Raw genomic sequence first — 26479 nt, forward strand, 5'->3', positions numbered from 1 at the left:
CTTGCTGTCGCTACGCTGAACGGAGCTGCTCAATAGACTTTGGGCTCACTGCCGCAAGAACGCTTCGAGCTTGGCGAACAGCGGGTTCTCCCGGTCGAACACGTAGTCGAGCGAGACCACCGAGACGGTCTCGGCCCCATGTTCGCGCAGGAAGCTCGCCAGCGCATAGAGCTGCCCGGGTGGGCAGTGCAGCGTGAGCATGCCCGACGAGGTCGGCCCGCCGAACGGAGCCTCGACGCCGAAGCGGCTGTGGGCTTCGCCGAGCAGGGCAGCGTCGCATTGCCGGAAGCGGGTCCGGACCTCGCGGTATTTGTTGGCGCGGGCTCGGGCCGCGATGTGGTCGAGGATGATGCGTGCGGTCTCGCGGGCTTGCGGCGACCAGTCGGCATCTTTCGAGGCGACCAGATTGGCCTGGCTGCGCAGGATCACACCGTCGTCGAGCACCCGCAGGCCGTTGGCGGCGAGCGTCGCGCCCGTCGTGGTGATGTCGACGATCAGCTCGGCGCTGCCGGCCGCCGGCGCGCCCTCGGTCGCGCCCGCGCTTTCGACGATGCGGTAGTCGCTGATGCCGCGCTGCGAGAAGAACGCGCGGGTGAGATTGATGAACTTGGTCGCGACCCGCATCCGCATGTGATGCTGCTCGCGAAAGCCGGTGGCGACGTCGTCGAGATCGGCCATGGTGCGGACGTCGATCCAGGCCTGCGGCACCGCGACGACGACGTCGGCATGGCCGAAGCCCAGCCCGTCGATCAGCGACACGCGCTTGTCCGCATCCGCAATGTTCTCGCGCACCAGGTCTTCGCCGGTGACGCCGAAATGCGCGTAGCCCCGCGACAATTGCGCGGCGATCTCGCTCGCCGAGAGATAGGCGACCTCGACATTGTCGAGGCCCGCGATGGTGCCACGATAGTCACGGGCGCCGCCGGCCTTGGACAGCTTGAGCCCGGCGCGGGCGAAGAAGGCTTCGGCATTTTCCTGAAGGCGGCCCTTGGAGGGAACGGCCAGGACGAACGGCGCGCTCATGGCTTAAGCTCCCACCTTGCGGCCGATGCTGGTCAGTGCATCCACCCAGACCGAGAAGCCGACCGCCGGTATCGGAGCGGCGGCTCCGAGCTGGGTCATCAGTCCATCATAGCGACCACCGGCAACCAGCGGCCCGGCGCCGTTACCCCTGTGATGCAGCTCGAATTCAAACCCGGTATAGTAGTCGAGGCCGCGTCCGAACGCGGTCGAGAAGCGCGTGCTCTTCACGTCGATACCGCGCGCGGCCATGAAGCCGACCCGGCTCTCGAGCTGGTCGATCGCGCCATTCAGGTCGAGCCTTGCCTCGGCGGTGAGCGCGCGCAGCGCGGCGACCGCCTCGTCCGGGTTGCCCGAGATCGACAGAAAGCGCTTCAGGACAGTGATCGCCTCGCGCGGCAGCTTGCCGCTCTTCAAGGTTGATTGCTCGAGGAAGCGGTCGGCGATCTCGGCCGTGGTGCGGCCGCCGACATTGGTGGTGCCGGCAATCGACATCAGGTCGGTGACGAAGGCCAGCGCGGCCTTGCGGTCGGAGCCGGCCAGTGCCGCCAGCACGCCCTCATATTCGCTGCGGGTAGCGGTGGTCTCGGCCGCCAGCCGTTCCAGATCCTGCTCGAGGCTGATCTTGCGGTTGAAGTCCTTGACCAGGCGGCGGCGCCAGACCGGATAGAGATTGAGCGCGTCGAGCAGCGCATTGAACAGCGCGACGTCGCCGGTACGGACCTCGATGTCGCGCACGCCGAAAGCGGCGGTCGCCTCCAGCGCCAGCGCCAGCGTCTCGGCATCGGCGGCAGCGCGGTCCTGGCGGCCGAACGACTCGATTCCGGCCTGAAGGAATTCACTGGCCTGTCCGCTGCGATAGCGGAATACGGGACCCAGATAGCTGAACCCGGCCGGCTGGCCGGCGCGGCTGGATGCGAGGTAATCGCGCGCCACGGGGATCGTCAGGTCGGGACGCAGGCAAAGCTCTTCGCCCGACAGGTCCGTCGTCAGATAGAGGCTTTTGCGGATGTCCTCGCCCGACAGGTCCAGGAACGGTTCGGCCGGCTGCAGAATGGCGGGCTCGGCCCTGACATAGCCGGCCTGCGCGAACGACAACAGCAGCGTGTCCGCCCAGGCGGCGGAGCCGGCAGCATTTGAGGTGGCAGTCGCGGTCATCTCGGGGTCCATCGTCCCGGGAGAACCGGGCAGGCAAGGGAGGCAAGGGGAGGCGCCAAAGGCAGGCACCGCTATTGGCGCAGCCCTTAGCATGGCCGGAAAGCGGTTTCGACCTCCAAAGGATCAATCGCTTAACGACTTTGGAGCCGCGCAGCCTGTCTCGCCCGGATCCCCTGCACGGCTCTCCAAAACCGGAAGAGGCTCGCGCTAAGAGTATCATTATACCTATATACAGGCTTCCGCGGCGTCCTCAAACCTGCCGGAGCTGCCTTGCTTCACTCAACTCCACGGTCTTTCGCCGTCGATGCTTCGTGCACGCCAGGTTTTGCGGTGTCCGACCCCGGGTCATTGGCGAGTCGCTCGGCGAGATCGAGAATTCTCTGCCGCTTGCGGGGGTCCGCGATGCCGCGAAAAGCTTTGATCAGGCCTAGTGCCTGGCGCTCGCAAACATCATCGTGCATCGTCATTCATCCCGTCAGACGGTCGGCTGAACGGAGCGGGCAGCATCGAAAGAGTTGGATGCTGTCCTGAATCGAACTCACGGCAGCCGCCGACCCGACGATCGTTTCGCAGCCGCGATGTCGACCGGGACATCGTCCGACCCGCGCGTCCCTCCCCAACGTCACAGTGAGTCACAATGAGAGATTGAGACTGCTTGGCAAGTTGTCACATACTCAATTTGGGTATGCCCAATGGTACGTTCGCTGCTGCCTTCGTCTACAAGATCAATGCTGGTTGCCGATTCATGCGCAATGCTTCTGATGTCATCCGGACGGTCTCGCGGCACACGCTGGCCTACATGCTGTTTTCGATCAGCGAGATGTTCCGGAACTACGAAGAATTCGATCCGATGGACCTTCTGATCGTTCATGCGATTCTCAATGCCAACGTCATCAATGTGATGAACGATCCTGCGCTGGACGAGAAGTTTTCGAGCATTCACACCGTCGAGCCTGACGCGATCAAGCAGGGCGTGTCGCGCGCGGCGCTCTCTCGTTTCCTCAGCCTGCCGCTGGAGACGGTTCGCCGTCGCGTGGCGGGACTGAAGCGGCGGAAGATTCTCGCCGAGACCAAGGCCGGACTGATCGTGACCGAGCAGAACGCATTCAGGTTCGGCAACAATCACGAACTGCAGAAGACCAACATGCTGCTGCTGACGAAATTGCTTCGCGATCTCAAGCGCGCCGGCATCAGCGGACCGGATGATCTGAGCGCCGCCAAATTCGCGGTCGCGGCAAAGGAAGCGAAGTAAGCGACGGGATATGGATCGAAGCCTTCTCGACATCGCCCGCGATGGAGCGAACAAGAGTGCGGCGGAACGCCTGTTGTCGTTCCAGGATCTCAAGCCGTCCTCGGCGCTCGAGCTGCAAACCTACGACATCGATCATTTCGGCGACAGCGAGAAATATGCCGGTGCATCGAGCATGCCGTTGTCCTCAGGCACGACCGCGATCATGCGCGCACGGCTGAGCCTGCCGAATCTGAGCCTGTCGCTGGTGAAGACCTTCCCGCGGATTGTCAGAGGGTACGATCTGGCACATGCCGCGGCCGTGGTGGTGCCGATGGATCATGTGACCTCGACGCGCATCAATGGGCAGTCAATCGGCAGCTCCATCGTCGTTCTGAAGGGTGCCTCCGACTGCCTTGTCCATGAACCGGTCGGCCGTCTGATCGGTGTCATCTACTTCACGCCGCCCGCATGCGAGCCATGGTCTCGCCTGGATGGCTATCATTTGCTGAGCCCGGCATCGGACATGCTTGCTGCCCTGCGCGGCCGGATTTCCGCGACGCTTGAAACTGCAGCCAACGATCCGGACGTCCTGAACGAGCCGGCGTCGCGAGCGGCTGTCGAACGATCGCTGCTCAGCGTGATGGACGCCACGATCGCAACGAGCATAGACAGCCGTTCTGCACACGCGACGACCTCGACTTATCTGCGGATCGTCGCCGAGATGGAAAGCTTGATCCGGCACGATCTGACGATGTGGCACAAGACCACCGAACTGGCGGAGCGTGTGGGCGTGTCGGTCCGGACTCTTCAGAGTGCGACCCAGGCCATCTGCGGCATGAGCCCGCATCGCTATTCCAGGGTCTTGCGCCTCTGGTCGGTGCGCCGGCAGCTGCGCACCGGCCCGGCACGGCGCAGCGTCAAGGCCTGCGCCATCGCGCACGGCTTCTGGCATTTGAGCGAGTTCGCGGCGAGCTATCGGGCGGCGTTCGGAGAGTTGCCGTCCGAGACCCTGCATCGATCGCTGCGCGAGCGCAGCTAGATGCGATCGTTCGCCAGGCGACGAGCTAACCGCTTCCGCCACCCCAATCGCCCAGCACGGCCTGGACCAGGGCCAGCGCCGCCACGGCGGCGGTGTCGGCCCGCATGATCCGCGGGCCCAGGGCCAGCCGCAGGATGTTCGGCTGCCGCAGCAGCAGGGTGCGCTCTTCCTCGGCAAACCCGCCCTCGGGGCCGATCAGCACGTCGATACCTTGGCCCGCCACGCTTGCGCCTTGCAGGCTCTGGATGGGGCTTTGGACCTCCGCCGCCTCGTCGCAGAAGATGAGCAGGCGGCCCACAGGGCGCTGACTGAGATACCGCTCCAGCGGCGCCGGTTCGGCAACCGCGGCGATGCTCAAGATGCCGCATTGTTCCGCGGCCTCGACCACGTTGGCGCGCATCCGCTCGGTGTTGACCCGGGAGGCCTGGGTGAACCGGGTCAGGACCGGCTGCAGCCTGGCAGCGCCCATTTCGATGGCCTTCTGGACCATGTAGTCGAGCCGGGCGTGCTTGAGCGGGGCGAACACATAGGCGAGGTCGGGCAGCCGGTCCTGGGGACGGACCTGCTGGAGGATCACAAGGCTCTCGGGCCGCTTGCGGCCCTCGATCGCGGCCTGCCATTCGCCATCGCGGCCGTTGAAGGCCAGAACCTCGGCTCCAGCGGCAAGCCGCAGCACATTGCCGAGATAATTGCTCTGGTCGCGGTCGAGCGGAATCCTGGCATCCTGGGCCAGGGGGGCGTCAACGAACAGGCGGGGGGCGCGAAAATCGTGGGAGGGCATCTTTCAGGTCCGATTTGTCGCCGTTCTTAACCGAAAGCGGTAGTTGGGGGGTAAATATCCCCGGATTGGTGTGTCGGCACGCCGCGCTCCTGCCCAATTCAACGGGTTGTTAAGTGCCGGCGTGAATCGTAAAAACGCCAGCACGCTGGTCGCGCTTCAATTGGGAAGACGCCTGAACCCGTAGCTCCTGCCGGAGAGACACTTTTGATGATCCGTCGTTTGATGGTTCCGATCACTGCCGCCATGGTCGTCATGGGCGCCGCGGGCGCTCACGCCCAGGGGTTCCCGGCGCCGCTGCCGAACCAGGCCGCACCCGATTCCGCATTTCCTCCCGTGAACGGCCGGGCGCCGGTCGCCTCCGTCGGCGCCCCGCCGCAGGCCTCTTTCCCGGTCAATGGTGCAGCTCCGATCGGTGGCGCGGGCGCCTTCAGCGCGGCTCCGCCGACCCAGGCCGGTCCCGGCGAGGATTGCATGAAGGCGTTCATCCCGCTGCGCGAGGACGCCGAGAAGCGCGGCAAGATGATCAAGGCCGCGAGCGATCGCCACGCCCCGCCTGACGAGGCCTGCAAATTGATCAGGGGCTTCGGCCAGGCCGAGCTCAAGATGATCAAGTATGTCGAGGCCCATGCCGCAAAATGCGGAATCCCGCCGACCGTCGCCGCGCAGATGAAGGAAGGTCACAAGAACACCGAGTCGATGCAGACCAAGGTCTGCAACGTCGCGCAGCAGATGGCGAACGGGCAGCGCGGTCCGGCCGGTCCGTCGCTGAGCGAGGTGGTGGGTTCGGGCGCGGCGCCGGAGGCCAATGCCAGCAAGAAGGGCGGCAGCACCTTCGACACGCTCAACGGCAACGTCCTCACGCGATGAGCGACACATCCGCCCGCGTTGCCGATTCCACCGGCAACTGGGTCGATACGCTCGCGCCGCAATGGGCACGGCCTTACTTGCGGGTGTCCCGCTTCGATCGCCCGATCGGCTCCTGGCTGCTGTTGATGCCGTGCTGGTGGTCGGCGGCGCTCGCCGGCGCGATGGCGCACGATATCCGTTCCCTGCCGCTTACCATCGTCCTGTTCCTCGTCGGCGCCTTCGTGATGCGCGGGGCGGGCTGCACCTGGAACGACATCACCGACCGCGACCTGGATGCCAAGGTCGAGCGCACCCGCTCACGGCCGCTGCCCGCCGGGCAGATCACCGTAAAGCAGGCGCTGGCCTTCATGATCGCGCAAGCGCTGATCGGCCTTGCAGTGCTGCTCCAGTTCAACCGCTTTGCGGTGGCGACCGGCATCGCCTCGCTCGTGATCGTCGCCATCTATCCCTTCATGAAGCGCGTCACCTGGTGGCCGCAGGTCTTCCTCGGTCTTGCCTTCTCGTGGGGCGCGTTGATGGGATTCGCCGTCACCTTCGGACGCATCGATATCACCGCGTTGGTGCTCTATGCGGGGTCGATCGCCTGGGTGATCGGCTATGACACCATCTATGCGCATCAGGACTCCGAGGACGATGCGCTGATCGGCGTCAAATCCACCGCGCGCCTGTTCGGCGCGCATACGCACCAGGCGTTGATCCTGTTCTATGGACTTGCGGTGGTGCTGATCGGCGTTGCGCTGGCGTCGGGCGATGCGCGCTGGCCGGCTTGGCTTGGCCTTGCGGCCTTCGCCGTGCATCTGGCCTGGCAGATCCAACGACTTCGGATCGACGATCCCGCGCTCTGCCTGCGTCTGTTCAAGTCGAACCGCGACGCGGGCCTGTTGCTGTTCGCGGGATTGCTGGCGGATGCGGTGATGCGAGCGGCCTGACGCAGATGCGTAGGGCGGATTAGCGAAGCGTAATCCGCCACTGTCTCTATCCGCGGAAACAGAAGAGGTGGGTTACGCCTACGGCTAACCCACCCTCCGGCACCTCAATTGCGCGCGATGATCTCGCGTTCCTCGCGATGAACCGGCAGCTCGCGCGCCATGGCGCTGCGGCGGCGCATCAGGAATTTCGGACGGCGCGCGCGGATCGCGTTGGCGCGGCGGCGGCGCGGCGCCGGCTTGCGGGCGCCTTCGTCGAGCTGCGGCAGCGCAAGGATATCGCTCCAGATCGCCCAGGCCTCGTTGAGTTCGTCGCCATCGGCGCTGACCAGCAGCGGAACGGAGAGCGAGGGATCGCGATGCACGAGGACGAGGGTCTGCGCCTCGTCATTGCCGCGCAGCGCGAGCCCGGTGAAGTCGCTGACGCGGACATTGATCGCCATCTGCATGCCGCGGACGGCACGGCGCAGCACGACACGCTCGCGATGAAGTTCGATCTGCCTGGTGTAGCCGTCGGCGCGCGGATCATGCGCATCGAAGCGGACCGGAAGGGAAAGAGGGTCGAGCCGCAGAGAGCGGCTCGACCCGGCGGGGTTGACCCCGCATATTGCTGTTTGACGCCTCACGGCCTTCGTTCTCCCCGCCAGGATTATGTTCCCGGTCGATGTGAGGAGCTTAGCGCGGCGGCTTCCGAAACCGCTTAAAAAGGCTGGTTAATCCAACCTCACCGCCCGCCATGATTGACAAGACCTTGGCGCGCATGATTGACGAGACGTTGCGCGAAAGCAGCGAATCTGAGCCTTCTGCGGACTGAAAATGCTTGAAGTCCGCACCATTTGGGCACATCTGGTGTTCAGGGCCTAAGATCGCCCCGAAACCTCCCGCGCGCCCCAACAGGATTTCGTTTGTGAACTCTTCACCATCCGCAAGCTCGACGCTTCAGTCCAAAGCCACCAGCGCCCTGTTTGACCAATCCGCGCTGTCGGATCTGGCGCAACGCCTGGTCGAGGCGGCCAAGCGCGCCGGCGCAGATGCGGCCGATGCAGTGGCGGTGCGCGGCGTCTCGCAGGGCGTCGAGGTGCGCGACGGCCGCGTCGAGGAATCCGAGCGGTCCGAGGGCGACGATGTCGGCCTGCGCGTGCTGGTCGGCCAGCGCCAGGCCGTGGTCTCGACCAATGACGCGAGCGGCGATGCTGTCACCAAGCTCGCGGAACGTGCGGTGGCGATGGCGCGTGTCGCGCCTGATGACAAATATGTCGGCCTCGCCGATCCCGCGCTGCTGGCGCGTGACTTCCCCGATCTCGATCTGCTCGATCCCAACGTGCCCGCAACATCAGAGCTGGAGCGCCGCGCGCTCGAAGCGGAGGCCGCCGCACTTGCCGTGAAGGGCGTGTCGAAATCCGGCGGCGCATCCGCCTCCGCGGGCATGGGCGGCATGGTGCTCGTCACCTCGACCGGTTTCCACGGCTCTTACCTGCGTTCCAGCCAGGGCATCTCGGCGACCGCCATCGTCGGCGAAGGCACCAGCATGGAGCGCGACTACGACTTCACCTCGGCGCCGCACGCTGCCGATCTGTTGTCGCCGGAAGCCGTCGGCCGCTCCGCCGGCGAGCGCACCGTGGCGCGCTATAATCCGCGCAAGGTCGAGACCTGCAAGGTGCCCGTGGTGTTCGATCCTCGCGTCGCCGGCTCGCTGGTCGGCCATCTCGTCGGCGCCATCAACGGCGCCTCGATCGCGCGCAAGACCAGTTTCCTGAAGGACAGGCTCGGCCAGCAGCTGTTTTCGAAAAACATCCGCATCATCGACGATCCCTTGCGCAAGCGCGGCCTGCGCTCGCAGACCTTCGACGCCGAAGGCGTCGCGGTGAAGCGGACCGCGCTGGTCGACGACGGCGTGCTGACGACCTGGCTGCTCGACTGCGCCACCGCGCGCGAGCTCGGTCTCACCACGACAGGCCACGCCCATCGCGGCGTCTCGTCCTCGCCCTCGCCCGGGCCGTATAATCTGCATCTCGAAGCCGGCACACTGAGCCCGGCCGAACTGATCGCCGACATCGGCCAAGGTTTCTACGTCACCGATCTGATCGGTTCCGGCGTCAACGGCGTCACCGGCGATTACAGCCGCGGCGCCTCCGGCTTCTGGATCGAGAATGGCGCGCTCACCTATCCCGTCAGCGAGGTGACGATTGCCGGCCATCTGTTCGAGATCTTCAAGTCGATGCAGCCGGCCAACAATCTCGAGTTCCGCTACGGCATCAATGCGCCGACGGTGCGCATCGAGGGACTGACGCTTGGCGGACGCTGACTTTTCCGACACGACGACACTGACGCGTGACGCAGCGCTGCTGCAGGAGACGGTGCGGGAGGCGGGAAGCCTGGCGCAGTCGATGTTCCGCACCACTCTGAAGAAGTGGATCAAGGGCGCGTCCTCGCCGGTCTCGGAAGCCGACATCGCCGTCAACGATCTGCTCGAAGCGCGCCTGCGCGGTGCCACGCCCGACTATGGCTGGCTGTCGGAGGAGAGCGCCGATGATCAGGCGCGGCTGTCGCGGCGGCTGACCTGGGTGGTCGATCCCATCGACGGCACCCGCAACTACCTCAATGGCCATGACGAATGGTGCGTCAGCGTCGCGCTGGTCGAGGTTTCAGCGCCGGTGCTGGCCGCGGTCTACGCGCCCGCGACGAACGAGTTCTTTTTCGCCGCCCGCGGCCAGGGCACCACGTTGAATGGCAATCAGGTCCGGGCGACGCCCGGCTCCTTGCTCGACTTCGCCCGCATGGCCGGCCCCAAGCCGATGGTCGAGCGACTCAATGCAAAGGTCGGCGACGTCAAGCTGCATCCGCGAATCGGTTCGCTCGCGCTACGGCTGTGCCGGGTCGCCAATGGCGCCCTGGATGCGGCTTTTGCGGGCGGCAATAGCCATGATTGGGATCTTGCGGCGGCCGATTTGATCGTGCAGGAAGCGGATGGTAGGATGAGCGACCTCTCTGGAGGTCCCATCCTTTATAATCGCCGGGAAGTGACGCACGGGGTGCTGGTGGCAGCGGGACGCGATCGTCATGCGAGCATTGTCGCGCATTTTCGCAATCGTCCCTTGCCCTGAAGCGCCCGTCGGCGTGCTTGTCGACCACTGCTTTGCCGGGCAGCCTGTTAGGAACCGAACTCATGTCAGATAGTGCCCCGCAACAACTGCTTCACCTCGTCATCGGCGGTGAGCTGCTTGACCTCGAGCACAACACCTTCAAGAATCTCGACGAGGTCGAGATCGTCGGCCTCTACCCGAACTATGCGTCCGCCCATGTCGCCTGGCGCGCCAAGGCGCAGAGCACGGTCGACAACGCGCAGATGCGCTATTTCATCGTCCACCTGCACCGGCTGCTCGACCCGAATCAAGAAACGAAGCCGGCGCGTTGAAAAAACTGCTTCGCAATACGCTGCGAAGCAGCTGGTTTCAGCGTGCCGTCGGGGTCCTGGCGGCCGAATATCTGCGTCTGGTGTGGCGGACCAACAGGTTCACGTTCGATCCGCCTGACGTCTATCAGCTGGTCGAGCCGCAGATGCCGGCGATCTTCGCGTTCTGGCACGGCCAGCATTTCCTCACCCCGTTCATCAAGAACAAGGACTGGTACCGCGCCAAGGTACTGATCTCCCGCCACCGCGACGGCGAGTTCAACGCGGTTGCCGCCGAGCGGCTCGGCATCGGCACCATCAGGGGGTCCGGGGATCACGGCGGCGCGTTCCACCGCAAGGGTGGTGTCGGCGCCTTCAGGGAAATGGTGTACACACTGCAAGACGGTTGTAATGTCGCGTTGACCGCCGATGTCCCCAAGCGTTCGCGCGTGGCCGGCCTCGGCATCATCATGCTGGCACGGGAATCGGGGCGGCCGATCATGCCTTTTGCGATGGCGACCAGCCGCTTCATCCGGCTCAGGAACTGGGACCGCACCACCATCAACCTGCCGTTCGGCCGGGGCGTCCTGGTCGGCATCAAGGAAATCCGCGTTCCCGCGGACGCGGATGCCGCGAAGATGGAAGAGCTGCGGCAGGAACTGGAAGACACGCTGAACCAAGCCACCAGCCGCGCCTATGCGCAGCTCGGCCGCAAGGGGCCTGCAGATGGCTAGCTCGTTGCCCCACGCGCTTCCCAAGTCGCTGCCAATGACGCTGCGGATGTATCGCCGCCTGACGACGAGCCTCGTGCCGCTCGCGCCTGCGCTGATCAAGCGGCGGCTGCGGCAAGGCAAGGAAGACCCCGCGCGCGTCGGCGAGCGGCGGGGGCTCAGCAGGGACGTGCGGCCGCACGGCCCGCTGGTCTGGATCCACGGCGCCAGCGTCGGCGAGGTGCTGGCCGCGGCGGCGCTGATCGAGCGCCTGCGCGATCTCAACCTGCGCATCCTGCTCACGTCGGGCACGGTCACCTCGGCGGCCGTCGTGGCAAGACGCTTTCCGCCCGACGTCATCCATCAATACGTGCCGTATGATTCCCCGCGCTATGTCGCGCGCTTCCTCGACCATTGGAAGCCGTCGCTGGCGCTGTTCATCGAATCCGACCTGTGGCCGAACCTGATCCTGGCCGGCGCGGCGCGCCGCGTGCCGATGGTGCTGATCAACGGGCGGATGTCGCCGCGCTCCTTCCCGCGCTGGCGGCGGATGCACGGCACCATCTCGGCGCTGCTGTCGCGCTTTGATATCTGCCTCGCGCAGTCGAAGACCGATGCCGAACGCTTCGCCGCGCTCGGCGGCCGTGACGTCGTCACCACGGGCAATCTCAAGCTCGACGTGCCGGCGCCGCCGGCAGATCCCGCCAAGCTCGAACGGCTGATGACGATGACGCGCGGCCGGCCGATCATCGTCGCGGCCTCGACCCATCCGGGCGAGGACGAGATGCTGGTCGCGGCCCATCGCAGCCTCGTCGGCATCTTCCCGCAGCTCTTGACCGTGATCGTGCCGCGGCATCCGGATCGCGGCTCATCGATCGCTGGCATGATCGCGGCGTCGGGCCTGAAGCCGGCGCTGCGCTCGCGCGACGAGCAGCTGGCGGCGACGACCGATGTCTATGTCGCCGACACCATGGGCGAGCTCGGCCTGTTCTATCGCCTCTCGCCGATCGTGTTCATGGGCAAATCGCTGGTGGGAGAGGGCGGCCAGAACCCGATCGAGGCGATCAAGCTTGGCGCTGCTATCGTCCACGGCCCGAACGTTGCCAATTTCAGCGAACTCTATGCGGCCCTCGACCAGAGCGGCGGTGCGCGCCAGGTCGACACGCAGGAGGCGCTGACGAAGCAGCTCGGCCTGTTGCTGGCCGAGCCAAGCGTGCGCGACAAGATGCAGCGCGCGGGAAGCGGCGTGGTCGAGCAGCTCGGCGGCGCGCTCGATCGCACCATGGCGGCGCTCGAGCCGTATCTGATGCAGTTGCGGATCGAGATGGGAGCCGCCAATGCGTGAGCCGGCCTTCTGGTACCGGCCGCGCTCTCCGAAGTCGCATCTGCTCAGCCCGCTCGGCGCACTCTATGGCGCCATCACGGCGCGCCGCATGGCGCGCAGTGGATTTGACGCCGGCATTCCCGTGCTCTGCGTCGGCAATTACCATGTCGGCGGCGCCGGCAAGACGCCGACCGTGCTGGCCCTGACCAAGCTGCTGCGCGAGCTTGGCGAGAGCCCGGTCGTGCTCAGCCGCGGTTATGGCGGGCGCTTGCGCGGCCCGGTCATGGTCGATCGGATGCGTCACACCGCCACTGAGGTCGGCGACGAGCCCTTGATGATGGTGCGCGACGTGCCGGTCGCTGTCGCGCGCGACCGCCTCGACGGTGTCGCGCTGGCGAAGTCGCAAGGCGCCACCGTGATCCTGATGGACGACGGCTTCCAGAATCCAAACCTCTTGAAGGATGCCTCGCTGATCGTGATCGACAGCGAGCGCGGCCTCGGCAACGGCAAGGTGTTTCCGGCCGGCCCTCTGCGCGCGCCGCTCAAGCCACAGCTATCGCGCACCGACGCGCTGGTGCTGATCGGCGACGGCCATGCCGCGGACGATGTCGCGGCTGAGATTGCCGAACGTGGCAAGCCGGTGCTGCGCGCGCGGCTGAAGCCCGATGCGGACTCGGTTGCAAGACTGCGGGGCAAGCCGGTGTTCGCTTTCGCGGGCATCGGCGATCCCGAGCGTTTCTTCCGCACCCTTTGCACTGGCGGCATCGACGTCGCGCGCACGCGTCCCTTCGCCGATCACCACATGTTCTCGCGCGACGAGCTCGCCGCGCTCACGGCCGACGCGAAAGCCGGGCAGCTCACCCTGGTGACGACGGAAAAAGATCTCGCGCGCCTGCGCGGCATTGATGGCGTGCCCGATGGCATCGTGCCGTTCAAGGTAGCGCTCGAATTCGACGATCCGGCCAGACTCAAGCGGCTGATCAGCGATCATCTCTACAAGGCCCGCGAGCGCCGCTTCAGCAAGCGATGACCTCTTAGGGTGGGTTAGACCTGCAACTGCGCAAAGCGCAGTTGCAGGGCGTAACCCACCAACTTCGCCCGCATTCGCTGAAGCACGGTGGGTTACGCCTCACAGATGCGCTTCGCGCATCTGCGCGGCTAACCACCCTACGGCAGTTCGCTATTCAGCCGACGTTCATCGCTGGCCATCTATGGCTACGAGATCACGGCTTCGGCGCGCCGGGAAAATGCCGCTGCAGCACGGCGGCGGGCGTGGCGTAGGCCTCTTGCAGGTCCACGCTCCAGTACTTCAATTCGTCGAGCGGAATCCGCGTGTCGGTCACAGCGCAGCGTACGAAAGTCCCGGGCGAGATCACGCGGAAATCGCCGTCGAGATATTGTACCTGGGCTTCGCCATGGCCCGAGGGGCCGAACTTGTTCAGCACGGTCGAAAGTCTCCGTGGGAGGCCGCTTCCAGGAACACCTTTAGGGCAACCCCCTGATGGGTGAACCTTGGAGGGCACGATGTGTTGGACCTGACCTAGCATAGATAGGACGGCTTGTCCGCCCGTTAAACCCACCGGTTTGTGATGTTTTGCCGCCGTTACCGCATGATAATTCTGGAGGCCGTGCGGCACCTCCTGCGACAGAGTCCGATGCGCGCCTTAACTTCCGCCCTGTTCCTGGCACTGCTGATGTCGGCCGCGCAGGCCGCGCCGGCGCCTGTGCCGCAAGCGGTCGAGATTCCGCTGTCGTCCGGCGTCCTGCATGCGCAGCTGTTCAAGCCCGAGGGCGAGGGGCCGTTTCCGACCGTGATCGCGCTGCACGGCTGCGGCGGCCTCGGCAGTCATTCCGATTCCGTCCAGCCGCGCTATCGCGATTGGGCCGAGCGCCTGCTCAAGGCGGGCAATGCAGTGCTGCTTCCGGACAGCTATGGCTCGCGCGAGCTCGGGCCGCAATGCCGCGTCAAGGACATCCACGTCAAGGCGCGGCGCGAGCGTGTCACCGACATCGCGGCGTCACGCGCCTGGCTGATGAAGCAGAGCTGGGTGGCCCGCGACCGTGTCAGCCTGATCGGCTGGGCCAATGGCGCCAGTGCGCTGCTCTGGGCGGTGCGGCCGCAAGCCGCCGCGCGCGATGCGGGCCCGGACTTCCGCGCCGCGATCGCGTTCTATCCGGATTGCCGGATCTCGGCCGGTCTCGGCTGGAGCACGCGGGTGCCGACCTTGGTGCTGATCGGCGCCAATGACGACGTCTCCTCGCCCCCGGCCTGCCGCCAGATGGTGGACGGCGCCCATGGCCGCAGCGCGCTCGCGCGCATCGTGGTCTATCCCGGCGCCTATCACGATTTCGACCGCGCCAACACGCCGCTGCACGCAGTTAGCGCCAGCCCTGATGCCGCCGTTCCCGAGCACGGCCATCTCGGCACCGATTCCGCGGCGCGGGCGGAGTCGCAGAAGGAAGTCGCGGAGTGGCTGGCGCGGTGAGGACGGTGTCGTAGCCCGGATGGAGCGAAGCGCAATCCGGGAAGGTCTCACCGCAGCAAGAGATCCCGGATGACGCTTGCGCTTCATCCGGGCTACAAGCAGCCGACGTGCCTTAGTTCGACCATGATGTCAGCTAAACGCATCACCATGCGCAACCGCATCGTCATCTTCTCATCGGCCCTCGCCATCTTCACCGTCGCGATCTTCCTGTTCGAAGCCCACGCCGGCGCACCCCAGCTCGCCCCGGAACATTGCGGCTTCTGGACCACGATGGACGCGGGATTGTCCTGCCGCTGAGCGGGCTGCTTCAACGCCGTCATTGCGAGCGCAGCGAAGCAATCCAGAATCTTTCCGCGGAGGGATTCTGGATTGCTTCGTCGCAAGAGTTCCTCGCAATGACGGGGATGAGAGCGCGCGCTCCCAACTCCAATGTTGTCCCGGCCTAGCGCGCAATTGCGCGCGGGGAACGGGACCGATACCGCGCGATCGATCGGTTGCGGTCGGTCTACGTACCGAACGACAAGTCTTCGCCGAACTTCTCCCTGGAGTATGGGTCCCGGCCTTCGCAGCGAGAGGCAACGCCCCCGACCTCAGAACAAACTGCCCTGATCCACCGGCTTGGCTACGCGCCTCTGTGCCGGCTTTGTCTCCTGCGCCGCAGCCTTCGGCTGCACCGGCGCACGCCTCGCCACCGCCGCCGGCCGATCGGCATCCGCAGTCGCGCCGACGCGGCCATCCGCGAACTCGATCTCGACGCGTGCACTGGGCCCGATCGCGTCGGCCGAATGCAGCGGATGCCCTGAATCATCGCGCACCAAGGCAAAGCCGCGGGCGAGCACGCCGCGATAGGACAGGGCGGAGAGCAGCTTGCCGCTGTTCTCGACGCGGGCATCGAGCCGCTGCAGCAACGTCACCAGCGCGCGGCCCGCCCGCTCGGAAAGCCGCTGCGCACGCTCGCGCTGGCGGGCAATCGCATTGCGCTGGGCCTGCGCGTTGGAGAGCTTCGAGGCCCGCAGCCGCACTTCAAGTCCGGCGAAGCGGTCGCGCCGCCGCCTGAGCAGCGAGCGCGCCGACAGGCCGAGCCGCTCGCCGCAGACGGTGAGCCGGTGCCCGGCCTGCGCGATCTGGCCGTGCAGCACCCGCAGCGTCAGCTTCGAGCCAGCCGCGCTAAACCTGCGGAAATGCGCATGCGTGTTGGCCTTGAGGCAGCGCGGCAGGGACGCGCCCGCCGAATCCAGCCGCTGCCGCGGGATCGCCAGCAGGTCTGATGCCGCCGGCAGCGCACGCGCGGCTGCGCGAAGCTCGTTGCGGCGGTTTTCGTGGCCACGCTGCCAACAGGCGCGCGTGCGCCGCGCCAGATCAGCCACCTCGACGAACAATTCGCTGCGGACCGGCACCGCCATCTCCGCGGCCGCCGTCGGCGTCGGCGCGCGCTTGTCGGCGACGAAATCGATCAGCGTGATGTCGGTCTCGTGCCCGACCGCCGAGATCAGCGGGATCATGCTCTCGGCCGCCGCGCGCACCACGATCTCCTCGTTGAACGACCAGAGATCCTCCAGCGAGCCGCCGCCGCGCGCGACGATCAGCACGTCGGGCCGCGGAATTCTGCCGCCTTCAGGCAGCGCGTTGAAGCCGCGGATCGCGGCCGCGACCTGCTCGGCCGAGCCTTCGCCCTGCACCTTCACCGGCCACACCAGCACGCGGCGGGGAAAGCGGTCCTCGAGCCGGTGCAGGATGTCGCGGATCACGGCGCCGGTCGGCGAGGTGACGACGCCGATCACCTCGGGCAGCCAGGGCAAGAGCTGCTTGCGCGCCTCGTCGAACAGGCCCTCGGCGGCGAGCTTCTTCTTGCGCTCCTCCATCAGCGCCATCAGCGCGCCGATGCCGGCCGGCTCCAGCGCCTCGATCACGATCTGGTACTTCGACGAGCCCGGATAGGTGGTGAGCTTGCCGGTCGCGATCACCTCGAGCCCCTCCTGGGGCTTGAAGCGCATGCGGCCATGCACGCCCTTCCAGATCACCGCCTCGATCTTGGCGCTCTCGTCCTTGAGCGCGAAATAGCAATGGCCGGAGGAATGGGCGCCGCGGAACCCGGAGATCTCGCCGCGGACCCGGACATGGCCATAGGTGTCCTCGACCGTCCGCTTCAGCGACTGGGACAGCTCGGAAACGGTGAATTCAGGCGCGTTGTGAAGTTGTTCCGCAGGCGGCATCTGGCAAACGATTCGGCATGTTGGGGTCATCAGGACGTTAAGGATTTTCGCTCCGGAGCGCGAATCCGCCTCTTGATCGTAAGAGTACTCTGTAATATAGAGTTCTCTATTGATGTTCCAATGAAGGAGTTCGACCATGGCGATGCGGCTGCTCCGAGGGGTGCTGGGCTTGCTCAAATGGGGTCTGTGCGCGGTCGGCGCCGTCGCCCTGGTCTTTACCGCGCTGGTCGCGACGCCGCTGCAGCGGCCGCCCGAGCTGCGCTCGGTCTCGGACTCCGCCAAGGGCATCGACTGGTCCACCCTGCCGCCGCTGGAGCGCTTCCAGGCCCGCGACGGCACCTGGCTCGGCTTCCGCCACTATCAACCGAAGCGCGCGGAGACCGGTCGCGGTGCGATCTTCATCCACGGCTCGTCCGGCTCCTCCGGCACGGTCAACCACGCGCTGACGGCGGCGCTCGCCGCGCACGGCATCGAGACCTGGGCGCTGGACACGCGCGGCCACGGTGCCTCGGGCACGCGCGGCGATATCGGCTATGTCGGCCAGCTTGAGGACGACCTCGTCGATTTCGTCGCCCATGTCCGCAAAAGTGCGCCGGAGCTGCCGCTGACGCTGATCGGCCATTCCGCCGGCGCCGGTTTCTCGCTGCGCATTGCCGCGACCCCGATCATCCAGGATCTGTTCGTCCGCACCGTGCTGGTCGCGCCCTATCTGGGCTACGACGCGCCGACCAACGTCGCGCATTCCGGCGGCTGGGCCAATGCCGATATCCCGCGCTTCCTCGGCCTCACCGCGCTGCGCAAGCTCGGCATCGATTGCTGCGCGCAGCTGCCGGTGCTCGCCTTCGCCGTGCCTGCGAATTCGGAGCGCATTCTCACCGCTGTTTATTCCGACCGCCTGATGCGCAATTTCGCCACGCACGGCTATCGCCTCGATCTGCCCGCCGTGACGCATCCGATGACGATCTTCGGCGGCGGCGAGGACGAGATGATGATTTCAGGCAAATATGCGGAAGTCGTGCAGGCGATCAGGCCGTCCATCGACGTCAAGATCATCGACGGCGTCAACCATATGGGCATGGTCACCAATCCGAAGGCGGTCAATGCGATCGCGGAGGACGTGGCGACCAGAGGGGCGGGGCAATCATGAAAAATCTGCTCGAAGCAGGGAAATTGCTGCTGCTCGACATGGCGGCGACGCTGTTCTTTCTCGTGCTCTATCTGCTGACCCACAACGTGACCCTGTCGGTCGTGCTCGGCATGGCGCTCGGCCTCGCCCAGATCGGCTGGCAATTCGCGCGCAGCAAGCCGATCGACATCATGCAATGGATGAGCCTGTTTCTGGTGCTCGGCGCCGGCACCGTCACGCTCATCACCAACGATCCGCGTTTCGTCATGATCAAGCCGAGCGTGATCTACGTCATCGTCGGCATCGTGATGCTGAAGCGCGGCTGGATGAACCGCTATCTGCCGCCCGTGGCGATCGAGCTGGTGCCTGACATCGCCATCATCGTCGGCTACGCCTGGGCGGCATTGATGTTCTTCTCTGCCGCGCTCAACGTGATCGTGGCGCTCAACTTCGACGTCGCGACCTGGTCGGCGGCGATGTCGATCTATGGCATCGTCAGCAAGGCCGTGATGTTCCTGATCAGTTACGCAGCTATGCGCACCATCGCCGTTGCGCGGCGCCGGCGTGCCGCCGCTCGCGCCGACGATGTTGCGGTGATACCGGGTTGATGGTGACAGCCATGATCGACAGCAAGCAGGCGGCTGAAGCGCTGGCCGAGATCGATGACATCGTCCAGCGCGTGCGGCAATCGCGGCTCTACGAACTGGCGAGCCTCGCGGCGATCTGGTGGGGCGTTCTGGTCTTCGCCGGCAACCTGGTAACTTGGGCGTGGCCGCTCTATGCGGGCTACGCCTGGATTGCGGTGGATGTCGTGGGCGTCGCGGGTCTGGTCGCGCTTCGCGTCTTCAATCCGCCGCATCACGCCTATGGCGCCGCCTTCGATATCAGGTTGCTGCTGGTCTTCGTGCTGTTCTTCGCCTTCGGTTATCTCTGCACCAGCGTGATCGGCCAATTCGGCCCGCGCCAGCAGGGCACGTTCTGGCCGCTCTACTTCATGCTGTTCTACATGCTGGCGGGGCTCTGGTTCGGCACCGCCTTCGTCGCGATCGGCCTTGTCATCACCGCGCTGACATTGATCGGCTTCTTCTATATCGGCGCCGCCTTCCCGCTCTGGATGGCCTTCGTCAACGGCGGCGGCCTGATCCTCGGCGGCCTCTGGATGCGGCGGATCTGATGGCCGAGCTCGACGACATCATCCATCAGCCGTTGCGGCTGAAGATCATGGCGGCCCTGAATGCACTCCCGGTCGCCTCAGGCCTGGAATTCGCCCGGCTGAAAAAACTCACCGGCGCCACCGACGGCAATCTCGGCGCCCATATCGAGACGCTGGCGAAGGCCGGCTACGTCCAGGTGGACAAGGCCTTCGTCGGCAAGAAGCCGCAGACGACGGTGACCGCCACCGCGACCGGCCGCGGCGCCTTCGCGCGGCACGTCGCGACGCTGCAGGAGATCATCGCGGGGAAGCAGGTGTAGAATCCGCCGTCGTCACGGCACGCACGCATCCTTCCTTCGTCATTCCGGGGCGTCGCGAAGGAACCCGGAATCCATTTCGCCCCAACGCTGCCGACGGATGGATTCTCAGCTGCGCAATTGCGCACCATAGCTTGCGCTACGCGCGCCCCGGAATGACGGAATTACGCGAATTACGGATTACCGTGACAGTTGCACTGAACTTCAACAAAGCGCCAGCACCGTCACCCATTCCCATTGTGCCTAGCAGCCGCGGCAGATGCTCTTGATCTTCCTCTCCAGCGCGATGTCGGCGGGATCGCGAGGCGTACCCGCGGCAGGCTTCGTGGCGTTGGGCTCGCCTGTCCCGGATGCGACGGGATGCGCATGCTGCCTGTGGTGTCTGGCCTCGGCAGGCTCATTCAGCGCAAGCGCTGCGATGAAAGCGATGCACAGGGTGCAGTTCAGCAATTTTTGCAAATCTTCCCCACGATTCTATCGGCGCGGTTGTTCTCTTGATCGATCTTGTCGTCACTGCCCTTTTCGTCCGTCGTCATCGGCCGGCCGATGCCGCCCGCAGGGGCCGTGGCTTGAGCGTTCGCGGGCGAACCCGATGGGGCTGCCGTACCGGCCGTGTTCGTGCCGGGCGCCGCTCCCGTTGTCAGTCCGTTGCCGCTGCCTGTTGGAAGATTTGCACCTGATTGGGCGGGCGAGGGGCTGTTGAGGCTGCCGCCCGCAACGTTTCCGGTGGTCGATCCATTGCTAGGGTCGGCAGCGTTAACGCCAGGTGCCGTCGTCGCGTTCGCATTTGCACCGGTCCCGACTGAACCGGATGGAGATGTTGCGGCTGCACCCGCCCTCCCGGCCGAGGAAGCTGCGCCTGCCGCGCCGCCGGCCGAAGATGATGCTCCGCCTGCGCCTCCAGCGCCACCACCACCTCCTCCTCCGCCGCCGCCTTGAGCGAACGCCGAGCAGGGAATGATAAGGGCCATGACGAGCGCAAAACGGGAGATGTTCATGATGGCACTCCTTTGAGCCATCAAGCCATCCGCCGTCTGGTCGTTCCAATTTGCCTCTCGCCGCGAGCAGCGCGTCTTGCATCGCGCGGTCATCAAAGCGAGGAAAGGCTCCCGGAACCGGGCGACTTAGTCCTGCGTTGCGCCATGAGGAGGAATGTCATGGCGAAGAAGGCAAAGAAACAAACCGCCCGCGGGCGCGAGCAGGACCGCAGCCGCGTCGCCGGCGGGCAGGACTACGAAGTCCAATACGAGGCCAGGAAATCAGGACGATCGGCCTCGGCCGTCAAGAAGGCGGTCAGAAAAGTCGGCCATACCAGGAAGAAGGTGGAGAAGAGGCTCGGGCGATAGTCCCATGTCGCAGCCCTCGTCACATCAGCGATCGTGGCTGCGTCGCCACATCGAGGGGTTGGGGCCTTACCAATCCCTCGTGCTGCTTCTCATCCCGGCCAGTATCGTCGAGCCCCTGAAGCTCGGTGCCGTGGCGATTGCGGGTGAAGGACATTGGATCACCGGCACCGCCGTCATCCTGTGCGCCTACGCGGCTAGCCTGTTTCTGGTCGAAAGACTGTTCAGGATCGTCCGCCCAAAACTCCTCACGCTGCCATGGTTCGCCCGCCTCTGGAATTGGCTGCTCTCATTGCGCGCCAACGCGCTGGGACGGCTGCGGCGGTGAGGTCGAGCCGAGCTCGACGACGCAATTACGGCAATTACTGTGTCGTCTCAGTAGACCGTCCGGGGCGTCGCGAAGCGGCGAACCCGGAATCCATTCGCCACCAACGCTGTCGCCGCAGATGCCGCGCGGTCATTAGTCTCTCCCGACGTTCATGCCTACGCAAGCGTCATACGAATTAAACCATCGATCATATGCTTCTCATAATCGCTCAGCGGAGCGCCACTCTTGAGCTTTTCCGCAATCTTGTCATCACGCACAGCACTCAACGCAAACTCCAACACATCACCAGTAAGACGCTCATCCTTCTTCAAGCGACGCGTCAAACGGCTCGACAACTTATTTATACGCGTGCGCTCGGGATTCTTTTCCTCCTCCATAGACTCCAAAAACAGCTTAGAACTCTTCGCCGAATTGAATTTTCCCATAGCCGTTCCTCCTATCAAGCAGGAAGACACATTTAAGAGCGCTTCGCAAATCTGCCGTTCAGTATCGCTCACGCATCTACTCTCTCCTTGCGATTAAAGTGACAGTGCTGGATTGCGGTGACATTGATGCGCCCTCGCCCCTTGCAGGAGAGGGCAGCAAGGCCGGTAGACGTAGTGTCACTTGGGTGAGGGGTTCGCTCCTTATCAAAAGTCTCTCCGTGGATAGAGACCCATCCGGCGCCATAGCCGAAGCTTCGCTTCGGCGTTCTCAAATACGGCGGCCGTAGGCCGCCTATGCCACCTTCTCCTCAAGGGGAGAAGGGAAGAGCAGCCTCGTCGCGTTCGCGCACCGCGCCTCTCTCGACCGTCATTCCGGGACGCCGCGAAGCGGCGAGCCCGGAATCCATTTCGCCACCAACACTGTCGTCGCTGATTCAGCGCTGTTGGTGAATTCGACGGACGCTTCGTGGAAACAAGTGGCGGGTTTCGCAACGGCTCAACCCACGCTACGAGCTGCAAGCTGCCACCGTCTACCACAACAACATCCCGCCGCTTATCGAGGTTTCCAAATCCGTCCTGACGCATCTGATTGGCCGAAGCCGCCCATTCCAATTAGCAGGGGAACTATCGACAGCGTGATGTCCGCATCCGCGCGGTCAACGTCAGCCCCGCCAAACACACCTATGCCGCAGACTCGCGACGACCTTAGGTTCATGGCAGCAGTGTCGGAGAATACGTACATAGTGCGAAGCTCCATCCTCGTGCGGAGCAGCTTCTTTCCTTGGCGGTGTCTGAACTGCAGTGAAGCTGTAGGACGGCTACCGTCCAAACTTGGCACTGTGACCCCCTTGCCTATCGCCCGTTCGCGAAAACTCACGAGACTGCCCGATAGGGTGTTCATCAGCTCCACCTTCTTTAGAGACAAAATTTGCTCCAGTGGCACAGGTGGCGAAGCAGCAGTGAGAACCCGAGTCAATATCTGACAATATAGATCGAAACCGTGAAAGGCGTCATTCCGTTAGGCGGCGATAGATCGGTGGGATAGTCGGGATCTTTTGGATGTCCTTGAACCCTCGGGAGCCACTGCGGCCATAACTCTCCCTTCTCCGCTGAAGCAAGGCAAGCCAAGGTCTTGTCATCACGACGAGGAAGCATTTGGAAGTTGAAACCGCCTTCTTTTGATTTCTTCTTTTCCTCGCCGGAAATAGCACGGGCGACATCCGCCGCGGCCGCAGTTCGAACGCTCTCGGATAATCGGGAAAATTGCTCTCGAATTCGAGGTGGGTTCTTATAGAGGGTGACAAAAAAATTCTCGCGGTCACGCGAGAGCGCCTTCACATCGGCCGCGCACCTCTCCTCCCACTCCTTCTTGTAAGTTCTCACCTCGTTAGGCTTCAGCTTCTTAGTCAGACCTATCTGCATTGAAGCCATGTCATGGTGATCAAGGCATAGCGCCGCCAGATTGGCGAACTCATTGTTGTTTGGGTCTCCATCGATGTGGTGTATTTGCACCCGAGCTTTCTGGCAAACACAGCAAGCATGCCGATTGTCGATTAGAAGTTTAGACTGAATTGCCACTGGGATTGGCGGACGTTGTTCCTTCTTTTTGTTCCCCTTAGTAGTGGCCTTCATTTAACGACCTCTTCGGCAGCAGCTTCGGGGCGCGCTTCTCGAAGTCGCGGCTTGAAAGGAGGATACATTTGGGCAAGTTTGTCCAATGCCAGATTACAAATCTTCTTCAAATCGGGGACCGCATCGTCGATCAGAATGCGCGGAGGCATAGGAATGCGATGAAACCGGTGCAAGGGGTTGAGACATTGCCCAAATACGGAGTGCAGCGCCGCTGACCAGTTGCCGTGCACGTATCCGGAAAGCAGGTCATAATACCGGTCATAAAATGCTTTTTCTCCAGCATCTTTAGCCATGTCGCGCAAATTTCGATCTGCCCACGCTCCCAGTTTTATGTCCTGAAATTCCAGCCATGTATCGTGATTTGCCATCTGTTCGAGCAACTCCGTGCTGATAAATGACGGTACATCGTCCTCATTGATCCGCTTCAAGAACGCCAGCTTGATCTGGCCTGCGCCATAGTGTCGATACTGCATCCAGACTGTTGGATTGTCGTGATGCGCGAGATAGGCAAGCGTGATGTAGCACTCGACCGCCGTTCTGAGGATGATGCGACCCGGTATCGTCTGGCCAACAATGCCCTTCAAAGAAAAGAACAGGAGATGGGTGATATAGAAAACGAGACCGAAGCTGCTATCATGTTTGGCATCGACGCCTGTGTGTTCCATTGTTTCTACAAAATGCCGCGTCAGCGCTTCGCTTAGCTCCACCAGTTGCTTGAAAAGTTGTTCGTGTTGAACGATTTTCGCTCCGTCGTCTGGGTTCAACAGGAAGCACTCTGTCTTGCGCCACCCTTCCTGCCAAAAGTCGTTCAGCCACTCGGTTCGTACTTCCCCAGCGCTTCCTGGACGAAAAGTCATTTCAAGCGCGCGGATCGACGGCCGCACAAAGCTCATGTCTCCGCGGTCGGGATACTCGTTGAGCTCCTTCCTGCGCTCCTCCATCTCTCGCGGAAGGACTATGTTTCCTAGTGCGGCTACCGTTGTGACCTTAAACCACCGACAGTCTGTGGCTGCTTGCGATTGATGGTCAAACGTTCCAGCTATTGCATCAGCCAACTTATCCCAACCATCCGAACGCGGCGCCGGCAGCAGTCTCAGCCAGTGGGGTCGGTCAGGAAGGTCTTCAAGTAGCAATAGAGGTGCAAGGGCCGCGGGTACAGTTGCCGTTTTACATTCATCCGCAAAGAACAGGTCAAATGAAGCAGCATCTAGCTCAGCTAATCTTGAGTGCTCCAACCGTCGGTTTCCAAGCACATCCTTGTGCTCAGTGACCTTGCGTAAGATGCGTCGAAAGCATGCAAGCCCGTCTTCTCGGGGCAATTCAGTGATAATTAGGGTGCACCACAGGACCTCAGGTAGCGCGTCTTCGATCCAAGACGAAAACTGTACATTCTCCAGTTTTCTCATCGGTCCTTGCAAAAGTGGCCCGGTGCGCTTGAGCTTACTCAATGGCGTTACACGAAGAGCGATGTGGTCGTTTGTCGAGGTCATTTGCGCTCTCTATCTCTGTGGGTGACGCAGAATCACACAACTCAGGGTTAAAGATAGGCTCTTATATAAATCCTTTACCAGCGGAGGCGCACTGCCGGGCTTCGAAGAGGCACGGTTTGGTTGGTATTGTTACCCCTTGAGCCCCAACCCGATTCGTGCGACCTCCGGCCCCATCTACCCCCTCATCCTCGAGCCTTCGATGCACATTCTCCTGCTTGGTTCCGGCGGCCGCGAACATGCTCTGGCGTGGAAGATCGCAGCCTCTCCCCTGGTGACCAAACTCTGGTGCGCGCCCGGCAATGCCGGCATCGCGCGCGAAGCGGAATGCGTGGCGCTCGATGTCGCCGACCATGCCGCCGTGATCGACTTCTGCAAGAAGAACGCGGTCGAGCTGGTCGTGGTCGGCCCGGAGACGCCGCTGGCGGCCGGCATCGTCGATGATCTCACAGCTAGCGGCATCAAGGCGTTCGGGCCGAACAAGATCCCGGCCCAGCTCGAAAGCTCCAAGGGGTTCACCAAGGCGCTCTGCACCGAGTTCGGCATTCCGACCGGCGCCTACAAGCGCTTCACCAACGCCGATGACGCGCGCGCCTATGTGCAGAGCCAGGGCGCGCCGATCGTGGTCAAGGCCGACGGCCTTGCCGCCGGCAAGGGCGTGGTCGTCGCCAAAACCGTGCGCGAGGCGGAGGACGCCATCGCCATGATGTTCGAGGGCGCGTTTGGCGAAGCCGGCGCTGAAGTCGTGATCGAGGAATTTCTGGCGGGCCGCGAGATCAGCTTCTTCGCGCTGTGCGACGGCGAAACAGCCATTCCGCTCGCCTCGGCGCAGGACCACAAGCGCGTGTTCGACCACGACGTCGGGCCGAACACCGGCGGCATGGGCGCCTATTCGCCGACGCCTTTGGTCACGCCCGCGATCCACGACGCGATCATGGCGAAAATCATCCTGCCGACGGTCGCGGGCATGAAGCAGCGCGGCACGCCGTTCCGCGGCGTGCTTTACGCCGGCATCATGCTGACGACGCAGGGCCCAAAGCTGTTCGAGTTCAACGTCCGCTTCGGCGATCCCGAGTGCCAGGTGCTGATGCTGCGCATGATGAGCGACATCGTGCCCGCGTTGCTCGCGGCGTGTGACGGCCAGCTGAAGAACTTTGACCTGCGCTGGTATCCGGAATCGGCACTGACGGTGGTGATGGCTGCCAAAGGCTATCCCGGCGACTACCAGAAAGGCACTGAGATCGAGGGGCTCGATGACGCGGCCAAGGTCGACACCGTCGAGATCTTCCACGCCGGCACCGTCGCCAAGGACGGCGCCATCCTCGCCAATGGCGGCCGCGTGCTCAATGTCTGCGCGCTGGGCGCGACCGTGGCTGAGGCACAGGCGCGCGCCTACCAGGCGGTCGACCTGATCCGCTGGCCGGAGGGCTTTTGCCGCCGCGATATCGGCTGGCAGGCGGTGGAAGCTGAGAAGACGAAGACTTAAGCCCGTCATTCCGGACGGCGCGCGCTGCGCGCCGAT

Annotated in this window: 29 protein-coding genes; 19 read left to right on the plus strand and 10 right to left on the minus strand. The window is 64.0% G+C overall.

All coding sequences use genetic code 11. From position 1 onward, the window contains the following. Positions 1 to 45: 45 nt before the first annotated feature. From hisG to ACNJX9_RS07940, 3 genes are all read right to left on the minus strand, one after another. Entirely contained in the window at positions 46 to 1023 is a 978-nt protein-coding gene (hisG, locus tag ACNJX9_RS07930; protein ID WP_057741773.1) for an ATP phosphoribosyltransferase, read from the minus strand. A 3-nt stretch (positions 1024 to 1026) separates the two neighbouring features. Then, entirely contained in the window at positions 1027 to 2178 is a 1152-nt protein-coding gene (locus tag ACNJX9_RS07935; protein WP_057742004.1) for an ATP phosphoribosyltransferase regulatory subunit, read from the minus strand. Between the two features lie 275 nt (positions 2179 to 2453). Further along, positions 2454 to 2645, minus strand: coding sequence for a hypothetical protein (locus ACNJX9_RS07940; RefSeq protein ID WP_439408369.1), 192 nt, complete (start codon positions 2643 to 2645; stop codon positions 2454 to 2456). 278 nt (positions 2646 to 2923) lie between these two features. Here ACNJX9_RS07940 and ACNJX9_RS07945 point away from each other — a divergent pair, with 278 nt between their 5' ends. Together ACNJX9_RS07945 and ACNJX9_RS07950 are read left to right on the plus strand one after the other, a co-directional pair. Continuing rightward, on the plus strand, positions 2924 to 3430 hold the full coding sequence (locus tag ACNJX9_RS07945) for a hypothetical protein (RefSeq protein ID WP_057742001.1): 507 nt from the start codon (positions 2924 to 2926) through the stop codon (positions 3428 to 3430). Positions 3431 to 3440: 10 nt separating this feature from the next. Further along, positions 3441 to 4448, plus strand: coding sequence for a helix-turn-helix domain-containing protein (locus ACNJX9_RS07950; protein WP_439408370.1), 1008 nt, complete (start codon positions 3441 to 3443; stop codon positions 4446 to 4448). A gap of 25 nt (positions 4449 to 4473) precedes the next feature. Here ACNJX9_RS07950 and ACNJX9_RS07955 read toward each other — a convergent pair whose 3' ends face one another. After that, a complete protein-coding gene (locus tag ACNJX9_RS07955; RefSeq protein ID WP_439408371.1) occupies positions 4474 to 5229 on the minus strand; it encodes a 16S rRNA (uracil(1498)-N(3))-methyltransferase in 756 nt (251 codons plus the stop codon). A 207-nt stretch (positions 5230 to 5436) separates the two neighbouring features. On the opposite strand from ACNJX9_RS07955, the gene ACNJX9_RS07960 reads away from it, so the two are divergent. Then, complete coding sequence (locus tag ACNJX9_RS07960) at positions 5437 to 6096, plus strand: hypothetical protein (RefSeq protein WP_439408372.1); 660 nt, start codon at positions 5437 to 5439, stop codon at positions 6094 to 6096. Next, on the plus strand, positions 6093 to 7025 hold the full coding sequence (ubiA, locus tag ACNJX9_RS07965) for a 4-hydroxybenzoate octaprenyltransferase (RefSeq protein ID WP_439408373.1): 933 nt from the start codon (positions 6093 to 6095) through the stop codon (positions 7023 to 7025). Before ACNJX9_RS07960 ends, ubiA begins: the two co-directional genes overlap by 4 nt. Before the next feature lie 104 nt (positions 7026 to 7129). Here ubiA and ACNJX9_RS07970 read toward each other — a convergent pair whose 3' ends face one another. Further along, positions 7130 to 7648 (minus strand): DUF6101 family protein, encoded by a 519-nt coding sequence (locus ACNJX9_RS07970; protein WP_439408374.1) that lies wholly within the window; start codon positions 7646 to 7648, stop codon positions 7130 to 7132. Positions 7649 to 7929: 281 nt separating this feature from the next. On the opposite strand from ACNJX9_RS07970, the gene ACNJX9_RS07975 reads away from it, so the two are divergent. The 6 genes from ACNJX9_RS07975 to lpxK all read left to right on the plus strand — a co-directional run bounded on the left by ACNJX9_RS07975 (position 7930) and on the right by lpxK (position 13477). Then, complete coding sequence (locus ACNJX9_RS07975) at positions 7930 to 9327, plus strand: TldD/PmbA family protein (protein WP_057741758.1); 1398 nt, start codon at positions 7930 to 7932, stop codon at positions 9325 to 9327. Further along, on the plus strand, positions 9314 to 10126 hold the full coding sequence (locus ACNJX9_RS07980; protein ID WP_057741755.1) for a 3'(2'),5'-bisphosphate nucleotidase CysQ: 813 nt from the start codon (positions 9314 to 9316) through the stop codon (positions 10124 to 10126). The genes ACNJX9_RS07975 and ACNJX9_RS07980 overlap by 14 nt, the downstream gene beginning before the upstream one ends. A gap of 62 nt (positions 10127 to 10188) precedes the next feature. After that, complete coding sequence (locus ACNJX9_RS07985; protein ID WP_057741752.1) at positions 10189 to 10437, plus strand: DUF4170 domain-containing protein; 249 nt, start codon at positions 10189 to 10191, stop codon at positions 10435 to 10437. After that, positions 10434 to 11147 carry a lysophospholipid acyltransferase family protein gene (locus ACNJX9_RS07990; protein ID WP_439408375.1) on the plus strand — a complete coding sequence of 238 codons (714 nt, stop codon included), beginning with the start codon at positions 10434 to 10436 and terminating at the stop codon, positions 11145 to 11147. The genes ACNJX9_RS07985 and ACNJX9_RS07990 overlap by 4 nt, the downstream gene beginning before the upstream one ends. Further along, positions 11110 to 12468: a 3-deoxy-D-manno-octulosonic acid transferase gene (locus ACNJX9_RS07995; RefSeq protein ID WP_439408376.1), complete on the plus strand. Its 1359-nt coding sequence runs from the start codon at positions 11110 to 11112 to the stop codon at positions 12466 to 12468. Before ACNJX9_RS07990 ends, ACNJX9_RS07995 begins: the two co-directional genes overlap by 38 nt. Beyond that, positions 12461 to 13477: a tetraacyldisaccharide 4'-kinase gene (lpxK, locus tag ACNJX9_RS08000; RefSeq protein ID WP_439408377.1), complete on the plus strand. Its 1017-nt coding sequence runs from the start codon at positions 12461 to 12463 to the stop codon at positions 13475 to 13477. Before ACNJX9_RS07995 ends, lpxK begins: the two co-directional genes overlap by 8 nt. 193 nt (positions 13478 to 13670) lie before the next feature. On the opposite strand, the gene ACNJX9_RS08005 is transcribed toward lpxK, so the two are convergent. Beyond that, positions 13671 to 13892 carry a DUF2093 domain-containing protein gene (locus ACNJX9_RS08005; protein ID WP_057741740.1) on the minus strand — a complete coding sequence of 74 codons (222 nt, stop codon included), beginning with the start codon at positions 13890 to 13892 and terminating at the stop codon, positions 13671 to 13673. Between the two features lie 210 nt (positions 13893 to 14102). Between ACNJX9_RS08005 and ACNJX9_RS08010 the strand changes: the two genes are divergently transcribed. Both ACNJX9_RS08010 and ACNJX9_RS08015 read left to right on the plus strand, forming a co-directional pair. Further along, positions 14103 to 14933, plus strand: a complete 831-nt coding sequence (locus ACNJX9_RS08010) for a dienelactone hydrolase family protein (protein ID WP_057741737.1) — start codon at positions 14103 to 14105, stop codon at positions 14931 to 14933. 69 nt (positions 14934 to 15002) lie between these two features. Then, positions 15003 to 15230, plus strand: coding sequence for a hypothetical protein (locus tag ACNJX9_RS08015; protein ID WP_439408378.1), 228 nt, complete (start codon positions 15003 to 15005; stop codon positions 15228 to 15230). A gap of 293 nt (positions 15231 to 15523) precedes the next feature. Here the strand turns inward: ACNJX9_RS08015 and xseA are convergent, their stop codons facing one another. Beyond that, positions 15524 to 17146, minus strand: a complete 1623-nt coding sequence (gene xseA / locus ACNJX9_RS08020; RefSeq protein WP_439408379.1) for an exodeoxyribonuclease VII large subunit — start codon at positions 17144 to 17146, stop codon at positions 15524 to 15526. A gap of 136 nt (positions 17147 to 17282) precedes the next feature. Here xseA and ACNJX9_RS08025 point away from each other — a divergent pair, with 136 nt between their 5' ends. From ACNJX9_RS08025 to ACNJX9_RS08050, 6 genes are all read left to right on the plus strand, one after another. Then, positions 17283 to 18293 carry an alpha/beta hydrolase gene (locus tag ACNJX9_RS08025; RefSeq protein WP_439408380.1) on the plus strand — a complete coding sequence of 337 codons (1011 nt, stop codon included), beginning with the start codon at positions 17283 to 17285 and terminating at the stop codon, positions 18291 to 18293. After that, positions 18290 to 18880, plus strand: a complete 591-nt coding sequence (locus ACNJX9_RS08030; RefSeq protein ID WP_439408381.1) for an inner membrane-spanning protein YciB — start codon at positions 18290 to 18292, stop codon at positions 18878 to 18880. The genes ACNJX9_RS08025 and ACNJX9_RS08030 overlap by 4 nt, the downstream gene beginning before the upstream one ends. 11 nt (positions 18881 to 18891) lie before the next feature. Beyond that, positions 18892 to 19446 (plus strand): hypothetical protein, encoded by a 555-nt coding sequence (locus ACNJX9_RS08035; protein WP_057741995.1) that lies wholly within the window; start codon positions 18892 to 18894, stop codon positions 19444 to 19446. Further along, a complete protein-coding gene (locus tag ACNJX9_RS08040) occupies positions 19446 to 19745 on the plus strand; it encodes a winged helix-turn-helix domain-containing protein (protein WP_439408382.1) in 300 nt (99 codons plus the stop codon). Before ACNJX9_RS08035 ends, ACNJX9_RS08040 begins: the two co-directional genes overlap by 1 nt. Before the next feature lie 1154 nt (positions 19746 to 20899). Next, the gene (locus ACNJX9_RS08045) at positions 20900 to 21088 is read left to right on the plus strand and encodes a DUF3606 domain-containing protein (protein ID WP_439408383.1); all 189 of its coding nucleotides are present in this window, start codon (positions 20900 to 20902) and stop codon (positions 21086 to 21088) included. A 4-nt stretch (positions 21089 to 21092) separates the two neighbouring features. After that, positions 21093 to 21413 carry a hypothetical protein gene (locus tag ACNJX9_RS08050; RefSeq protein ID WP_439408384.1) on the plus strand — a complete coding sequence of 107 codons (321 nt, stop codon included), beginning with the start codon at positions 21093 to 21095 and terminating at the stop codon, positions 21411 to 21413. Positions 21414 to 21568: 155 nt separating this feature from the next. On the opposite strand, the gene ACNJX9_RS08055 is transcribed toward ACNJX9_RS08050, so the two are convergent. From ACNJX9_RS08055 to ACNJX9_RS08065, 3 genes are all read right to left on the minus strand, one after another. Beyond that, positions 21569 to 21910 carry a hypothetical protein gene (locus ACNJX9_RS08055; RefSeq protein WP_439408385.1) on the minus strand — a complete coding sequence of 114 codons (342 nt, stop codon included), beginning with the start codon at positions 21908 to 21910 and terminating at the stop codon, positions 21569 to 21571. A 900-nt stretch (positions 21911 to 22810) separates the two neighbouring features. Beyond that, entirely contained in the window at positions 22811 to 23470 is a 660-nt protein-coding gene (locus ACNJX9_RS08060; protein ID WP_439408386.1) for a hypothetical protein, read from the minus strand. After that, positions 23467 to 24960, minus strand: coding sequence for a DUF5677 domain-containing protein (locus ACNJX9_RS08065; RefSeq protein WP_439408387.1), 1494 nt, complete (start codon positions 24958 to 24960; stop codon positions 23467 to 23469). Before ACNJX9_RS08065 ends, ACNJX9_RS08060 begins: the two co-directional genes overlap by 4 nt. A 199-nt stretch (positions 24961 to 25159) precedes the next feature. On the opposite strand from ACNJX9_RS08065, the gene purD reads away from it, so the two are divergent. After that, positions 25160 to 26443, plus strand: coding sequence for a phosphoribosylamine--glycine ligase (gene purD / locus ACNJX9_RS08070; protein ID WP_439408388.1), 1284 nt, complete (start codon positions 25160 to 25162; stop codon positions 26441 to 26443). Positions 26444 to 26479 lie beyond the last annotated feature (36 nt).

Source organism: Bradyrhizobium sp. BLXBL-03 (assembly GCF_051853015.1).
In the GTDB taxonomy this organism is placed as follows: Bacteria; Pseudomonadota; Alphaproteobacteria; order Rhizobiales; family Xanthobacteraceae; genus Bradyrhizobium; species Bradyrhizobium manausense.

What these genes read in the sequence shown, in the direction of transcription:
- ACNJX9_RS08050 (WP_439408384.1), top strand. Translation starts at nt 21,093, where the DNA reads ATGTCGCAGCCCTCGTCACATCAGCGATCGTGGCTGCGTCGCCACATC.
- ACNJX9_RS07995 (WP_439408376.1), top strand. Translation starts at nt 11,110, where the DNA reads ATGCGCAGCTCGGCCGCAAGGGGCCTGCAGATGGCTAGCTCGTTGCCC.
- purD (WP_439408388.1), top strand. Translation starts at nt 25,160, where the DNA reads ATGCACATTCTCCTGCTTGGTTCCGGCGGCCGCGAACATGCTCTGGCG.
- ACNJX9_RS08045 (WP_439408383.1), top strand. Translation starts at nt 20,900, where the DNA reads ATGGCGAAGAAGGCAAAGAAACAAACCGCCCGCGGGCGCGAGCAGGAC.
- lpxK (WP_439408377.1), top strand. Translation starts at nt 12,461, where the DNA reads ATGCGTGAGCCGGCCTTCTGGTACCGGCCGCGCTCTCCGAAGTCGCAT.
- ACNJX9_RS07945 (WP_057742001.1), top strand. Translation starts at nt 2,924, where the DNA reads ATGCGCAATGCTTCTGATGTCATCCGGACGGTCTCGCGGCACACGCTG.
- ACNJX9_RS07950 (WP_439408370.1), top strand. Translation starts at nt 3,441, where the DNA reads ATGGATCGAAGCCTTCTCGACATCGCCCGCGATGGAGCGAACAAGAGT.
- ACNJX9_RS08030 (WP_439408381.1), top strand. Translation starts at nt 18,290, where the DNA reads ATGAAAAATCTGCTCGAAGCAGGGAAATTGCTGCTGCTCGACATGGCG.
- hisG (WP_057741773.1), bottom strand. Translation starts at nt 1,023, where the DNA reads ATGAGCGCGCCGTTCGTCCTGGCCGTTCCCTCCAAGGGCCGCCTTCAG.
- ACNJX9_RS08035 (WP_057741995.1), top strand. Translation starts at nt 18,892, where the DNA reads ATGATCGACAGCAAGCAGGCGGCTGAAGCGCTGGCCGAGATCGATGAC.
- ACNJX9_RS08025 (WP_439408380.1), top strand. Translation starts at nt 17,283, where the DNA reads ATGGCGATGCGGCTGCTCCGAGGGGTGCTGGGCTTGCTCAAATGGGGT.
- ACNJX9_RS07985 (WP_057741752.1), top strand. Translation starts at nt 10,189, where the DNA reads ATGTCAGATAGTGCCCCGCAACAACTGCTTCACCTCGTCATCGGCGGT.
- ACNJX9_RS07960 (WP_439408372.1), top strand. Translation starts at nt 5,437, where the DNA reads ATGATCCGTCGTTTGATGGTTCCGATCACTGCCGCCATGGTCGTCATG.
- ACNJX9_RS08010 (WP_057741737.1), top strand. Translation starts at nt 14,103, where the DNA reads ATGCGCGCCTTAACTTCCGCCCTGTTCCTGGCACTGCTGATGTCGGCC.
- ACNJX9_RS08060 (WP_439408386.1), bottom strand. Translation starts at nt 23,470, where the DNA reads ATGAAGGCCACTACTAAGGGGAACAAAAAGAAGGAACAACGTCCGCCA.
- ACNJX9_RS07955 (WP_439408371.1), bottom strand. Translation starts at nt 5,229, where the DNA reads ATGCCCTCCCACGATTTTCGCGCCCCCCGCCTGTTCGTTGACGCCCCC.
- ACNJX9_RS08040 (WP_439408382.1), top strand. Translation starts at nt 19,446, where the DNA reads ATGGCCGAGCTCGACGACATCATCCATCAGCCGTTGCGGCTGAAGATC.
- ACNJX9_RS07935 (WP_057742004.1), bottom strand. Translation starts at nt 2,178, where the DNA reads ATGACCGCGACTGCCACCTCAAATGCTGCCGGCTCCGCCGCCTGGGCG.
- ubiA (WP_439408373.1), top strand. Translation starts at nt 6,093, where the DNA reads ATGAGCGACACATCCGCCCGCGTTGCCGATTCCACCGGCAACTGGGTC.
- ACNJX9_RS08015 (WP_439408378.1), top strand. Translation starts at nt 15,003, where the DNA reads ATGACGCTTGCGCTTCATCCGGGCTACAAGCAGCCGACGTGCCTTAGT.
- ACNJX9_RS07940 (WP_439408369.1), bottom strand. Translation starts at nt 2,645, where the DNA reads ATGACGATGCACGATGATGTTTGCGAGCGCCAGGCACTAGGCCTGATC.
- ACNJX9_RS08065 (WP_439408387.1), bottom strand. Translation starts at nt 24,960, where the DNA reads ATGACCTCGACAAACGACCACATCGCTCTTCGTGTAACGCCATTGAGT.
- xseA (WP_439408379.1), bottom strand. Translation starts at nt 17,146, where the DNA reads ATGCCGCCTGCGGAACAACTTCACAACGCGCCTGAATTCACCGTTTCC.